Annotated in this window: 9 protein-coding genes, 1 tRNA gene and 1 pseudogene; 7 read left to right on the forward strand and 4 right to left on the reverse strand. The window is 33.1% G+C overall.

The annotated features are described in order from the left end of the window. The first annotated feature begins 8 nt into the window (after positions 1-8). Positions 9-437, forward strand: a complete 429-nt coding sequence (locus J3U37_RS07675; protein ID WP_220217370.1) for a hypothetical protein — start codon at positions 9-11, stop codon at positions 435-437. A 247-nt stretch (positions 438-684) separates the two neighbouring features. Continuing rightward, the gene (locus J3U37_RS07680) at positions 685-3027 is read left to right on the forward strand and encodes a TonB-dependent hemoglobin/transferrin/lactoferrin family receptor (protein WP_267374151.1); all 2343 of its coding nucleotides are present in this window, start codon (positions 685-687) and stop codon (positions 3025-3027) included. 124 nt (positions 3028-3151) lie between these two features. On the opposite strand, the gene J3U37_RS07685 is transcribed toward J3U37_RS07680, so the two are convergent. Beyond that, a complete protein-coding gene (locus tag J3U37_RS07685) occupies positions 3152-5065 on the reverse strand; it encodes an enterotoxin (protein ID WP_324170099.1) in 1914 nt (637 codons plus the stop codon). Between the two features lie 723 nt (positions 5066-5788). On the opposite strand from J3U37_RS07685, the gene J3U37_RS07690 reads away from it, so the two are divergent. The 3 genes and pseudogenes from J3U37_RS07690 to J3U37_RS07700 all read left to right on the forward strand — a co-directional run. Then, entirely contained in the window at positions 5789-7312 is a 1524-nt protein-coding gene (locus tag J3U37_RS07690; protein WP_267374153.1) for a tannase/feruloyl esterase family alpha/beta hydrolase, read from the forward strand. Between the two features lie 327 nt (positions 7313-7639). Further along, positions 7640-8149, forward strand: a complete 510-nt coding sequence (locus J3U37_RS07695) for a ClbS/DfsB family four-helix bundle protein (protein WP_220217366.1) — start codon at positions 7640-7642, stop codon at positions 8147-8149. Positions 8150-8306: 157 nt separating this feature from the next. Further along, a pseudogene (locus J3U37_RS07700) lies at positions 8307-8537 on the forward strand (aldo/keto reductase); the annotation flags it as partial. Positions 8538-8554: 17 nt separating this feature from the next. Here J3U37_RS07700 and J3U37_RS07705 read toward each other — a convergent pair. Beyond that, positions 8555-9514, reverse strand: a complete 960-nt coding sequence (locus J3U37_RS07705) for a helix-turn-helix transcriptional regulator (RefSeq protein ID WP_267374156.1) — start codon at positions 9512-9514, stop codon at positions 8555-8557. Between the two features lie 126 nt (positions 9515-9640). Here J3U37_RS07705 and J3U37_RS07710 point away from each other — a divergent pair, with 126 nt between their 5' ends. Both J3U37_RS07710 and J3U37_RS07715 read left to right on the forward strand, forming a co-directional pair. Beyond that, positions 9641-10021, forward strand: coding sequence for a VOC family protein (locus J3U37_RS07710; protein WP_267374158.1), 381 nt, complete (start codon positions 9641-9643; stop codon positions 10019-10021). A gap of 243 nt (positions 10022-10264) precedes the next feature. Further along, positions 10265-10504 carry a hypothetical protein gene (locus J3U37_RS07715; RefSeq protein ID WP_267374160.1) on the forward strand — a complete coding sequence of 80 codons (240 nt, stop codon included), beginning with the start codon at positions 10265-10267 and terminating at the stop codon, positions 10502-10504. A 340-nt stretch (positions 10505-10844) separates the two neighbouring features. Here the strand turns inward: J3U37_RS07715 and J3U37_RS07720 are convergent, their stop codons facing one another. Continuing rightward, positions 10845-14369, reverse strand: coding sequence for an AAA domain-containing protein (locus J3U37_RS07720; protein ID WP_267374163.1), 3525 nt, complete (start codon positions 14367-14369; stop codon positions 10845-10847). A 1250-nt stretch (positions 14370-15619) separates the two neighbouring features. Continuing rightward, positions 15620-15695: transfer RNA gene (locus J3U37_RS07725), tRNA-Gly, on the reverse strand. Positions 15696-15702 lie beyond the last annotated feature (7 nt).

The following is a 15702-nucleotide window of genomic DNA, read 5'->3' on the forward strand; positions in this document are numbered from 1 at the left end:
ATAATACCATGAAAAGATTTTTGAGATTAGCATTATTGTTTTCTTGGATTTTTACCATTTCTTATGCTTATAGTGCTCAATTACCACCTGTTGCTAATATTACAAAAGGGTTAGCTGATAGTGCTAAAAATTCACTATTAGGTCCTAAGGAAAAATTCCCGGTTAAAGTCGAAGGCGGCTATGAAGTGGCTAATATTTTTTCTTATCTCAATTATGTTATTTTTGAATATAATATGCCAACAGATAGTCAAAGTATGTCTATTAGCGATTTTTCAGAAAATATTCGACAAGGTCTTAGTGACCAATTTTGTGATAAGCCAGATGTGATTGACGCATTAAGATTATATGATATTCGTTTTTTATTTCGCTTCAAATTTACCGATAATCGCAATATACCTTCCACGTTATCAATTGATGAAATTTGTGACAATAAATAGATTGGAGCAGATTAAAAATCCAAAAAATAGATATCGCCCTCATGTTAAACAGAGGGCTTTTTTATGTTCAGCGTATTTTTAAATTTATCGAAGATATAAATTAATTTCAAATTTTGCTATTTATTTATACCCAAAAAACCTATACTTCCTAACCCTCATATGATAATGATTATCATTATTATTTATGTGGGTAATATTAATTTAGTTGTGTTTATTTAATAACTATGCTTTTTAAAAGGAACTAAGTATGGGATATAAGAAAATAAGTATACTGTTACTCTGTATGAGTTTTTCTCTTCAAGCAGAATCTTCAACTGGTGAGAATATTTCATCAGAAAACAAAGATGAACAAGAATTACAGACAAAAAGGAATAAAAGTAACGTAAATAGTGAAGATATCGATGATGTTATTACCGTGATAGCAAGATCAAACTCACAAGATCAATTGAAAAAAATTAATAGCGTTATTGCGGGGCGATCAACACTTACATCAGGTTTGATAGATCAAAAACAAGCAGATAATGTAGCTGAATTACTCAATACATTACCAGGCGTGAGCGCCGCCGGTTCGGTTAGACCCGGTGGACAGACGTTAAATATTTGGGGATTTGGCAAAGTAGAAGATGTAAAAATTATTGTTGATGGTGCACAAAAAGGTTTCCAAAAATACCAACAAGGCTCGGTTTTTGTTGAACCTGAATTGCTTAAACGGATTGAAGTGAATAAAGGCCCGCATGATGTCAAATTTGGCAATGGTGGATTTGGTGGGGTAGTAACTATGGAAACTAAAGATGCGATTGATTTACTCGATCCTGATAAATATGTTGGTGCTTTAGTTAAATATAGTTTCCATTCAAATAATCATCAAAATATGGTAACAACTGCTGTTTACGGTAGAACAAAAGATGATATGTTTGATGGACTGTTTTACTACACTAACCGCGATAGTGGCAATTTTAAAAGACCGGATGGTTCTCGATTTGTATTCTCTGAAGATGATATGGACACCTATATGGGGAAATTAAATTTTAGACCTAATGAAGAGCATACGTTCACGATATCCGGTATCCGCTCAAAACGAGATTCATGGCAGCCATGGGCAGCAAAATATGTCGAAAAGATGACGCCGCCAACGCCTGCTCAAATTAAAAAATATGGATATAAAGCAGCTTGGCTAAGAAAATTAGTCAAACGTGATCAAACAGATGAATCAGCGCAATTTAAATGGAACTATCAACCAACTTATAATCCGTTAGTCGATTTTACCTTACGTGCCACATATTCAAAAACAAAGCAACATGACACGAGGCCGGCCAAATATAATCCGGTTTCTTCTTTAGGTACCATGGGCAATGAGAGTTGGGTCACTTACACTGATAAAACCGTTGAGCTTGAAAATAACAGTATTTTTACTACAGGGCCAATTGATAATGTTCTAAAAATTGGTGCGCAAGTGCATTTGCATGATCGTGATACGTTGATGTATTACAAAAATTATGAGAAAAAACCAAATTATAATCATGGTTATTTCCAACCTGCTTATATGCCTTCCGGAAAACAACAAAATTATAGTTTTTATCTACAAGATGAATTATCGATTAGCAATTTTGTCTTAACGCCAAGCCTTCGATACGATTATGTTCGTAATCATGGTAAGAAAAATTATGCATCAGCTTATAATGATCCGGATCCTCGTTATGGACACAATTATTCGCCTGTTACCTATGCCGGTTGGACACCTAGACTGGGTTCATATTGGCAAGCGACAGAAAATATCGGATTTTTCGGTGATATCAGCTATGCATGGCAAGCACCGACTATTGATGAAACTTATGAGGTTCAATTCACACCTAAAAATGGTGGTAGTGGTAAAATCTCTGCAACCAGTCGCAATTTGAAAAAAGAGCGTGATTTGTCAATTCGAGTGGGAAATATCCTCGATTTCAATAATCTAATGTTAGACGATGATAAATTACAAGTTCGAAGCACATTATTTAGACAGCGTGTTACTAACGAAATTTTTGTTACTCGAGGTTTTAATGGCTCTATTTGTGGACCCGGTAAATCGTGTCCGGTTGGTCAATCTAATTATCGAAATCTGCCCGGTAAGTTAGTGGTAAACGGGTTTGAACTAGAAACTTTTTATGATAGTAAATATTGGTTTGCCAGTGCAACTTATTCCATTCAAAAAGGAGAGCGAGACACCGCGCCACAAGCTCCATGGATGCATAACAAAACTTATGTTGCGACAATTTCACCTCGTACAGCAACTTTAACTACCGGTTTTAAAATTCCTCAATGGAATTTAAGAGCAGGTTGGAATGCTCAATTTGTCAGAAAACAAGATCGAACAGGGTCAGAAGATAGAAATCATGATGGACTTGCTGATCTTGGCGCGTATGGTTTAGGTCGTTCATCAGGTTATTCATTACATAATTTATTTGCAACCTGGCAGCCAACATTTTTACCAAAAGCTGAAGTTAAACTGGCCGTTGATAATATCTTTAACAAAGATTATCGACTATATTTAGGTGAAAATACTTATGGTTTAGCACGCAACTTTAAAGCAAGTTTTTCATATAAATTTTAATACTTATCAAACGTTAAACAGTTAATTGATAAGTTCAAAATAGGTGAAAAAAGAGTTGCAAGATAGCAAGTGAAAGAAAGAAGTATTGATGCCTTATTTATACTAAATAAGGCATCATTTAAAATTACTGCGGAGTTAAAGACATAATAACTGTTTCAAAAGGATCGAGTGTAATCATTGCTGATTTTTCAATTGATGTCGGCTTTTGAGCATAAGATTGACTATGATAATCAATGCTAATTTTGAAGGTCTGACCGGCATTTTCAGGTAACTCTAAATCATTTTGTAAATCAAGGTAATAAACTTGTTGTTTATCTGAAGGATTGCGTAATGTGATAATGGATTTATCCGGTGTCCAACCAGCCCAGCCATATATGCCTAGTTTTGTAGGATCTTTTCCAATCCAATGAGTATCAAATAAAACCTTTTGATTATCTCTCGACCATTGTGCGGCAGCGGCAAGCGTATCCCAATCTTGAGCACTTAATAGTTCCGGTGTGATATACAACTCTTGTAATTGTGTTCCGGTACCAAAATAACTCCAAACTTGATCGGCGAAATCATTAGCACTTTCCTGTTGTAAATGTTTAGCCTGTTTAGCATAAACAATACCGTGTAACATTAATGAATTTAAAGGAAATAATGGACCTTTCAATACTATTGATCGGTAAGTTTCTGCATCACGATAAGTTAACCACTGTTGTACTTTACTACCCGGACCATAATAGTTTACATCATCGCCACCACGCCAAATTGAATCGGCATAAAACAGCCAAGAAGGTGTCGCTTGAGTACCAGTCGTTAGATTAATATATAAATTATGATTAGCTTCACGCATATTTTTAATTAAATGAATCGCAGCATCGAAATCACTGGTAAATTGACTGCCTTTAATTACTTTATCGGCATTACCAGTACCATCAAGTTTGAACATGGTAATATTTTGATTATTGATTAATTCTAAAATACGTTTATGGAAATTCGCATAATACTTTGGACCAGATAGTGCTAATTTACCGTCCATTGTCTCATAACCAAAAGTTGCAGCATTAGCGACTCGAGTATCACGTGGTTTATTATATCCGCCCCATGGTGATAACCAAATGCCAAGTGAGGCATGATATTTTTCTGATGCTACCTTTAACTTTTTAAACTCATCAGGAAAATTATCACCAAAGCCCCAGTTACTCTTTAAGTTATCCCATCCATCATCAAACAGATAACCATCTAGTTTAACATGACGTTTTTCAACTAATTCTTGACCATATTGATCAATACGTAATAGGGCTTCTTTTTCAGTATAAGGGTTGAAAAATCCAATATCTAGCCACGAATTATAGTGTAGATAAGGTTGGTAAGGGCGCTCTCTAACATTATCAATAAATTGATTTATATTACGTCTTAACTGACCATTTTCATAAGTACCAATATAAGTTTTATAACTTAGAGTATGGTTGGCTTGTAGCGGGATTGCTTGAGGAATTTTTTGCGAAACACCACCTTCGTAAGCCACAGTATTGGTTAATGGATTTTCAGGAATGATAAAAAAAGTGTCGCTAATTATTGGAGAGCTAACCACAGAACCATAAACAAAAGGGGCTTGAGAATGAAATGGCATCAATGAAATAGATGTCATTGAAAGCGCATCTTTTTTAGGGGTAATTTGTAATTCGTAGCTGGCAAAATGCTTGTCGTCTTGTAAATTAAGAACCGTTTCAATGGTCATATTATGGCCATTATAGTTTAAATAAATACTATTATCTTTTTGCTGTAGACTGTCTAAACTAAAATCTTTATCCGTTAATTTCTGACCGGAATCTAATGTGATTTCAAATAATGTTTTGACATCAATTAAATCGTTGTTTTTGGGGTTAATAATTTTAAAAACAGTAATACTTTTTTTATCATCACTATTGCTAATCTTGATTTGAGTATTTTGACCAGATAATTGATAATCATCTGCGAAAGCAGAACTTATGGGCAAACATAATGAGGAAAGTAATCCCAGTTTGATCCATTTTTTTAAAGATTTTTTCATTTCAATCTCCTTAATATTAAACAAAGTTTGGTGACTTCAACTACCAAAGTTATCTGTAGTATAGGCATAGGTGCATTATGAAATTGTGATCTTTATTACAAATTATTAGGATTTTAAAAAATGGAAAAAATACTTTTGTTTAACAACAAATGAAAAATAACTATTCAGACTTTAAAAAAACAAAAAATGATTTTTATTAGAGCTAACCTATGAATTAGAGAAGATTTGGTTTATAAAAACTGAAAGAAAATGACATCAACTTACCAAATCCTGCTTTTAATATCTAGCGTGATGAAGATCACAGTTCGAAAAAATTTTGTTTTTTTTGCCCGGAATTTAATTTTATAGGTTTATCTTTTTTAGAATTGACTATAAATGCATATTTTATTGATAAAGAAAAAGGCGATGAGCAGAGGGAAATATTTTCTCTATATCGATATTTATTTTATTAACATATCAACAAACTCACATAATATTAAATCTCTCTGTAACAGAGATTTGCCTTTTCAAACAGTTATAAACATTTAGGTTATTTGATATTCTAAATTCATAATAATAATGCGTTGACTCAATCACTGATAAATTCCCCCTTATTTCCTTCACTAAATTAATTATTTGAAGTCGCGCATAGTTTATGCGCATTTTTATTGTCAGCAATATAGTTAAAGACTAATATGAAATCATCTTGAAAAGGTTTTTCATAAATTAGTAGGAGGATAGGGAATGATGAAATATAGTCTGTTATTTATTTCGTTATTAAGTCAAATCAGTAATATAGCTTTAGCTGTGTCACCCGATTCAATCGTTGAGCGTTGTAATGCGTTGACGGAAATGAAATTTGACAATGCTAAAGTCATAAAAAGCGAGCTTATTGAAGAGCGATTTACGCCTTTAACAAAATTAGCTGATACGCTGAGGGGCGCAGAAAATAACGTGATAACGGGGCTTCCACAGTTTTGTCGAGTGGAATTAGCCATTCAGCCGGAAATTAATATAGAAATTTGGTTACCGACACAGTGGAATCATCGGTTACAAGCTATTGGAGGAGGCGGTTATGCAGGTTTTATTCCTTTTGATGAGTTAGCTGTAGCTGTTAAGGACGGTTATGCAACTGTTGCAACAGACACCGGACATCAAGGTAATCTTTTAGAGGGAAATTTTGTATTCAAAAATAACCAGCTACAAGCAGATGCTATTGCCGATTTCGCTTATCGTAGTGTGCATGAAATGACAATTAAAGCCAAGCAGGTTATTGAAAACTATTATGGTCAAATGCCAAGTTTTTCTTATTGGAATGGTTGTTCAACTGGCGGTCGTCAAGGGTTAATGGAAGCACAAAAATTTCCAGCTGATTACAATGGATTATATATTACCGCACCGGCCATACAATGGGATAAATTTCTTCCTTCAGAATTATGGCCACAAATTGTCATGCAAGAAGAGCTAGGGCAGCCAATTGATTTAGCGAAATTAGATAAAGTACGCCAAGCAATTATAAATTTAGCCGATGAACAAGATGGGATTAAAGACGGCATTATCGACGATCCAGCTTCGCTTGAAATAACTGATGAATTTTTAAAACAGCAGGGATTAAATAATAATGAAATTGTCGCATTAAGAAAAATTTGGCAAGGCCCAACGACTAAAACAGGACAATTTTTATGGTATGGCATAGAGCCGACTGCACAAACGGATGCTTTAGCCGGAAGTACACCTTTTCCTATTCCGGTTGATTATTTGAAATACTGGATCAACCAAAATCCTACTGTTGATTGGAAACAATTAGGTTATAAAGGATTTGAAAACTATTTTAATGACTCAGTCGATCTATATAGACCCATTATCGGTACTGATAATGCTGATTTAAGCCAATTTAAGCATTTAGGCGGAAAAATGATTATTTGGCACGGTTGGGATGATAAGTTGATACCACCGAAAGGAACAATTCATTATTACAATCGGGTATTAAAAATAATGGGCGGACAGAGTGATACAGACGAATTTTTGAAACTTTACATGGCACCAGGTGTTGATCATTGTAAAGGTGGGGAGGGTGCAGATAGAATTAATGGTTTTCAATCACTGGTAAATTGGGTCGAAAACAAACAGCCGCCAACAACACTTACAGCCCAGAAAATAGAAAAAGGTCAAATTACTTTACAACGACCATTATGCCCATATCCGCAAAAAACAGTTTATAAAGGAAAAGGAGACACCAATAATCCGACTAATTTTGAGTGTCAGTAAATACCCTAATTAGATACAATACTTAAGGTTTATTTAATATTAATCTAACAGTTGGCGATTTATCAGCTTTCTGTTAGATTAGATTTTATCCTATAAAAACTCCTGCAATCATCATCACAGACGGATATAAAAATATTATAAGTCAAATCATGGTTGATTCTGATTAATGAAAAATTTTCATTAGTCCATATTGTTTTACCTACATTATCATTATTGTTTGTTGGCTTATGTTCTTCCTTAATTTGACAGTATCGGTTTACTTGATTAATGGGTAAGATACTTATAACATACAATAGCTAAGTTAATTGGGTTAACGGAGAACTAACTATGATCTATCAGGACAAAAAGCAATTATTAGATGAAATCAATAAAACGGCTGAGTTATTTATTGAAGAGTTTAAAACGGTCCCTGAAGATAAAAAAGATAATTTAGTGGATGGTGTTGATAAAACACCGGCTCAAATGATTGCTTATCAACTAGGTTGGTTAGCGTTAGTAAAGTCATGGGATGATACCGAACTCTCGGGAGAGATTCCCATTTTACCTGCCAAAGGTTACAAATGGAATCAATTAGGTGAGCTTTATCAGTCATTCTATCAAGCATATAAAGAATTATCTTTAAAAGAGCTTATACAGCACTTTGAACAAGCGGTCGATATTTGGACTGGCTGGATTGGTTCATTGTCGGAGGAGACACTATTTATAAAAGATAGCCGGAATTGGACTAAGCCTTATCCTGAAAGCTGGACTGTTGCAAGATTTATTCACATCAACTCGGTTGCTCCCTTCAAAAGTTTTCGGACTAAAATCAGAAAATGGAAAAAATTAACGCAATAAGTGTGTATCTGATAAAAAATACCTACATATAGTAGGTAAATTAAAAGACATAGCCATTTTTGGTATTTGGGTAATAGAAAGATGAAAAGTTACCCTTTAGATCCTTTAGGCTTATATAAAATCTTTACATATTAGCTCATCGCCGAGTATTAATAGTAAGACAATAGGGCAAGTGGTATTGCGTTGGTTAGCACAACGAGGCATTGCAAGCTTGGCTAAATCTGTGCGTAAAGAGCGTATAATTGAAAATCAAGATATTTGGGATTTTGAGCTTTCGGATAATGATATGCAACAAATAGCAGCGCTTGATACAAATACAAGTCAATTTTTTGATCATCGAGATCCGCAAAAAGTAAAATGGTTAACATGCCGGAGATTAGATGTATAAATTTTTAGTTATTGAGGCTAATTTGACATAAATGGATTGACAGTTTCTTTGTAAGATTTAACTAATGTTTCCGCTCGTTCAATGAGTTTTTGACGTATATGCTCAGGCTCTAAACAAATACATTTATGACCTAAGCCTAGTAAAATGCCATAACTGTAATCATCATCAATAAAGTTAAAATCTACAAGATACTGTTGTCCATTTAATTTCTTAATATCTTTTTCATCACAAAAATCTAAAATACGTTCCAAAAGCGATTCATCTATTAGCAATTTTATTTTAAAAATCTTTTTTTTCATATCCGCTTGGAATAAAGAGAATGCTTCAGGCGTTGTCTGCTTAATAAATTTAGTGTTTGTTTTTCTAATGTTTGACATTTTTGACAATTTAAATACACGAAAGTCATTTTTAGTTAGACAAAAAGCTTGTAAATACCATTCTTTTTCCTTAAAAATAAGTTTATATGGCTCAATTAAACGTGAGGCTTGTTTATTCCTAACACTTAAATAATCAAACGATAAAAGCATTTGCTCTTTAAGTGCCAGTCTTATAATAGATATTTTGTTATCAATATTATGTTTGGAAAACCAAGGCGATAAATCAACAATAAGTTGATTTAAGTTATTTCCTACTTCATCAAGTTCTTGTTCTGATAAAAAACTCTTTATTTTTTCGAGTGTTCTTAAATTTTCACTTTCTTTTAAAACCGGAGAGGATAATAAGTTGAGGCCTTTTAATAAAACAATGACATCTTCTTTAGTGAATAGACCTTTACTAATTTTATAATTTTTTAAAATACTTATTCCACCGGCACTTCCTTGATAGGTAATAATGGGTATACCGGCTCCCTCAATAACTTGTATATCTCGGTAAATAGTACGCAATGATACATTTAATTTTTCTGCTAATTCTTTACCAGTTATTTTTTCTCTTTGAAGCAATACCATGATGATAGTAATTATACGATTAATTTTCATGCTTTATGTTTGCAAAATAATTTAGATTGAATTTTAAATATGACATGCGGTTGTCAGCAATGCTACATCAAAATAGAGATAACTAAAATTCTTTAAACTAATTTTTATCACCAAAAGGAAAGAAAAATGTTTAAACCCAATAGCGTTATTGTTTATGTCAAAGATGTCGATGCTAGCACAGAGTTTTACACAAAAATACTAGGGCGCCCACCTGTTAAAACTTATCCTGGTTTTGCTGTATTTTTATTAAATGATAATTTTATTTTGGGCCTTCAAGAGGCTGATAAAATAACGCCAAAGGCACCCAATCATTATGGGGGTTTTGAGTTGTCTTTTAGTGAAGTAACAAAAAATGATGTAGATGAGATTTATTCTGCATGGAAAAAACTAAACGTTAAAATTGAACTTGAACCCCAAATGCTCGATTTCGGATACACATTTGTAGGAAATGATCCTGATGGTCATCGACTCCGTGTTTGTGCTACCGACACTTCAAAATTTGAATAAAAAATTATCTTAAGAAATTAAAACAATTGGTGCTTTAAAAAATTTATTTAAGTCATCTTAAAATGAAGCTACAATTCTAAAAAACTGACTTGCCCCACCACCAAACCTAATGGCGAGACAAGCAGCGAAAAGATTAAATTGCTCCTTGAAAGTTGTGGTAATGTCAGTTTTTTAGAATGGATTATGGCGCCTGATAAAAAAGACGATGCTATCAGGAGCAAGAAAATTTAACATGGTGATTATATGAAAACATTTTTATTCTTCATAAAAGATGAAAAATTAGTGATTCTTGATAAAGATGAAATAGATACAAATAAATTAGACAGTAATATTTATAAAAAATTAGATATTGAGATTCAAGCTGAAAACGAAAAGGATGCCATTAAAAAACTGAAGAAAGAAAATACAGATAAATATAATGAATTAAAAGAATTTATTAGTGATGTTACATTTTCTTCGATTATTTCCTCTTTTTTACGGTAATGTTCATGGTGCGTAAGCGCATCATTCAGCAGGTAAAACTCGAGCTATTGGCATAAGTAATTTTTAACCTGATCGATTAGCTAATTTAACTACAATCATTCCTGCTGTTAATCAGATTGGATTTAATCCATTCTAATAACAGCAAGAAGCTGTACCTATTATGCAAAGATTTACTATCAATATCTACTTTATAGAGTTTCTTTTCTTCATGGAGGCGAGCAAGATAGATTGCAAAGATTCAATATCTATTTTGCTTCCATTTGTAAATAATTCTTATATTAAAAAATATTGCCTACCACCATTGTTTTTTTATCATTGATTATCATTTCTAATGCAAATATTATTCAGTTGTTGTAAAAAAACGACTTTCAAAGCTACCCTTGAGAAGTTTAATTTCATTGTCAATATTATTACTTTTACCTTGATAAACGATAGACGTTTCATGCCTTACATATTTACCTTTTCTTTGTGCGCCAAGCCAGTTAAATGAACCTACACACAACAGATCATTGTCTTTAATCAACAATTTACTATGTACATTGTTAACATATTTAGCTTCGATACCTTTATTTTTAAACTCTGTCAAGATTTGAGACAATTCTTTGTCTAATTTTTCTCGTTTTTCATTATTACAGTAAGAGAAATTTAGTTGTTTATCTGTATAGACAGAAACTTTGACGCCTTTTTTTACAGCTATTTCCATGATATTTAATATATTGGTGCTTTTAATAGCCGCTAATCTAACCCATGGTGAGACAATAAGTATCTCTTTTTCAGCATTTTTAATAGAATTTTGGAGAAATGCATCATGTTCTTTTGCACCATTAAGAACCAGATAATCCACATTGCTTGAATTAGTTAAATCTTCCCTAGAGATATAGTTAAAAGACAATTCATTATCTTCATTGGCGAACAAGTATTTGGCCAGAATACCTCTCGGTGTTTTTGAAATGGGGTCGAATATATCCATATCACCAAAAACTAAAAAGCTATCCTTTGCTCGTGAAATCGCCACATTCAACATGCTAGGTTTATCATCAATGAAATCGCCATTGGCATGTTTTGAATAAACAGGTGAAAAGATAATGAGCTTTCTTTCTGCTCCTTGTAGGGAATGAATTGTACCGACAGTTAATGAATCTTCTTCATCATCAATGTTTATACCGCATTTTGATTCCCTAATTACTCTTTTTATTTCTGCTACTTGAGCACCAAAAGGGGTAACAATACCAACAATTTTATTTATTGGCTCCTTGTATTGGTTTTCTAATATCTCTTTATTCTCTGTAAGCCATTTGGCAATGACTGTCGCTTCAAGCTTATTGATACGGCTTCCGGAACTGACCTTTTGGCAGATACCATCAATATGTAAGTAACCTAACGCAGGAAACGCTGTCTTTTCAGATGCGCTTCCCCGCATTGGTTTAAGTTTGCCTTTATAGACTAATTCATTGCAAAAAACAATGATTTCATCGTAACAGCGGCGATGCTCATACAAAAACATTCCCGGCTCCATATCTTGATCATAGTGATATTTTGAAGCTTGTTGAGCAATTCTCATCACACTACCGGAGGAGGCCGTTTTTCCTAAATGTTTAAGAAATTCATATTCTTTTTCAATATCTGCACTACAAATAACTTTAGCGCTTTGCATATTACCGATATCGACTTTAGGTGGGATTGACCAAATAGGTTCAGTTTGGAATGTGTCGCCAATAACCAATGCTTTTTTACTTAAGGAAAATGATGCTCCGGCCACTTCAGGTAAAACTTGTCCTGCTTCGTCCACGATTAATAAATCAGCAAAATTATATAGATAATTCTTTTTATACTCTGCTCCAATGTAGGTAAATTTAGCTGGTAACATAAAAAAGGTGGAGACAATACAAGGGGTGATCTTCATTCGCAAATGCCAACGTTTCTTAGTAGGTTTATAGCCAGTTTTTCTTTTCCACTCTTCTAAGTATGGAAGCAGTTCTTCCATATCCATTAACCAACGACCTTCCCAATAATGAGTTGTCAGTAAGAATACTTTAAAACGAATTTGAAGATCTGTAATACTGTCAACTTGGGTTAATGTTATTTCTTGGTTTTTATCAGTTATACCTAAAGGCTGTAATGCAACATTCCAATCATACAGAGACTTTTCCAACTTCAAGCAAAAATCATCTATCTCTTTTATAACTTTTTTATTTTTTTGTATTATCAGCTCCTGCGAGTCAATTTTACCTTCAACAAACAGGGAAATACTGCTTATCGTTTGCCATTGCCGTTGTGCTTGTTCGGCAGGCCATATCTTTTTAAGAAAAAGCTTGGCTTTTAATAAACGTTTTTGAGCTACTGGTGGTATCCATGAAAATAGTGAATACCATATGCTTTCATTAGCAAGATATTTCTGCCAAGATGTTTCTACATTTTGCCAGTTACTTTTTGTTTCTTGTTCAGTTTGCAACAGTTGTTCATATTTAGCTTTAGTTTGTGTTATAGGCTCACCATAAAGCTGTTGTATTGTTTGGCGTATGTTTGATAAGTTTAGCCATGAATTTTCAATTTGTTCTAATTTAGCAACTTCTATTTTTAAAATTTGGTGGAGTTTATTAATGATATCTTTGACAGAACAATCTTTTGCATTCAACTCAGGAAAAGCATTTAGAGCGCAATTGATATAGTGCTGTTTTGCCTTATCATAGTATTGATGAGTTTCAATATGATTGAAGAAAGATTCGGTCTGATATATATTTTCAACTTTATCAGCTTTACTTAGAGAAGGGTAATAGGCGCCAAAGCTATCAATGTCGGGTAACCATCTTCCTGCAAAAAATCCTTTCCCTACAGAAAAGTCTTTTCCAAAAGCATCGATGATGTTGGTAACAGCTTGATTATTGGTGGAAGCAGCTACGATGACCGGAGGTTCACTTTCATCTAATGCATGTTTTGCCCATAATGAAGCCACTACAGAAAGTAGCATTGTTGTTTTTCCTGTTCCTGGTGGACCATTCACAGCTAAAATTTCACCATTTTCTGTATTTAATAAATGATTCAGTGCATCTCGTTGCGCATCAGCTAAAGGAAATTTATCGCCTGAATGAGCCAAACGTTTTGAAAAAAGACTATTGCTAGCCAAACAAGGTTGTTTTATGGTTGCCTGTTTTGAGGCTAATTTGCTAAAAAGAGGGATGTCATCAGTAGATTGACGTAATTGATCATATAATGAAACTATATGCATTGCTGCATTTTTGACAATATCTTTCTTGATAATGTAACCGTAATTCAACAACTCAAAAGTATTATCGCTTTCAAGCCAATTTTGAGCAATGGCTTTTAGTAGTGAATCACAATGTTTTAAATAGGTATTCCAAGCAACAGCATATTTCTCATCGGTTAGTTCACAATTACCTTGCTCATCTTCTTGATAGCCAATACCAGACACAATATTGGATGTTAAAAAACTATCAAGACTATCTACTGAACCTATTGAAAAGGATCCTTTTACCAGCGGCTCTAAAATGTCGCGGGATATGATAGTATGATTCCTAAGGGGATATAGTCGGCCATTTCTCGCCAACAATGCATTGGTCGCTATTGGTACAACATATTCGGGGATATCTTTTTTGGCATAAGCATGTTCAGTTCTATTTCGATAAATTCGGGGTCTTAATACAATCTCAATAGTTCTGCAATCCTTTGACTCATCTTGAAAAAGTTTTTTAGTTAACTCATCACTAATCTGACCTTTTTCCCATACAATTGAATCACATGTGATAAACTGCTCAATGTCCTTGCTATCTAAGCCACCTTTGGCAAAAACAGCATCGACTAAAGAATTTCGCCAATAACCAGCAAAAAATTGAGCATTTTTGTCCATAAATTATCCTTTTTTATCTAGCATCCATTTAAAAAACATCTACGATAGTACGTGAATTTTATTATTCATTAAATTAATAATTCTTCTATTGCTTTATTAAATTTATACATTAATTTTTTTAAATAGTTGAAATTACTCTTATAAATATAGCCGTTTCTCAAAATAATAGGTTGAGAATCGACTTTTTAAATCTAAAACCTTATATATTTTGCAAAAGCGCTTAATTATTACTGCTTTCGATTATCTGTTTTAGAGTGGTTTTATTTGTTGTTTTTAGACGTTTTATAGAAGACTTCAATCTAATTTTTCAGTATTTTTTGAAAATTATCCATATAAAAATGATTGTTCTATCTTCTATTATGACTTACATCATATTCACTATCAAATCTAATGTAAAGAATGCAAAAACGGTATTTTTAGTTTGATGTTTTTTCTAAAAATTCTTCATATCCTGATTCTCTTATAGATTATTTAGAAAATAATCGTAAAGAAGCTCAGAAAAAAATGAGTATATGTTTGCATAAAAAAGGCTATATCTAGATAAATTTACTTTTTTCCTTCCTTCGTGCCAATCTTACACAGGTATGACCTGCGTAGGATTCGATAACGAAGCATAGTGAGGCGTTAGTTATACGGAATTGTGCTATATGTTGTCCCAGTTTTTAGCTTATCCTGCCTGTCTGACTTGTTAAGTTTTGAGGATCAATTCCTTGTAAAAGTTTCTGCCGTATGTCAAAAACTTTAATATATACCTTTTTTGAAATTATTTTAGAATATTCAATAAAACAAATCATTTGTTGTTTTTTAGCCAATAATAACGTAAATGCCAACGACTTCAATTAGTATCGACTAATAACTAAAGACCGTTACCATCTTTAAATGTTTAAAGTTTGTTTTTTAGATTACGTTTTCCAAATCATCAAACCGCATGAAAGGGGCGTATTAACAACTATTGTGTTGAAAATTATCATTTATCATTAAAGAGTTCAGACTGCATCAGCCATGAACTTGATGATACGATTCAATAATAAAATGATTATTACCTTAAAATAAACAACATAAACAACCCAGTGATAGATAGAGATTTATTACTGGGTAATAAAGGAACAGAACAGATACTCATACAAGTAACAATTCATTTTATCTTAAATGAATCGATATTAATAAAAACCTATACGGACAGATAAAACGTAAACCGCTCGATTTCTTAATGAATAAAAGATGTATAGAGAAGTTTTTAAACGCGATATTGGAGCGGGAAACGAGGTTCGAACTCGCGACCTCAACCTTGGCAAGGTTGCGCTCTACCAACTGAGCTATTCCCGCATAAGAG

The sequence above is a fragment of the Gilliamella sp. B3172 genome (assembly GCF_026536465.1).
Classification (GTDB): Bacteria; Pseudomonadota; Gammaproteobacteria; order Enterobacterales; family Orbaceae; genus Gilliamella.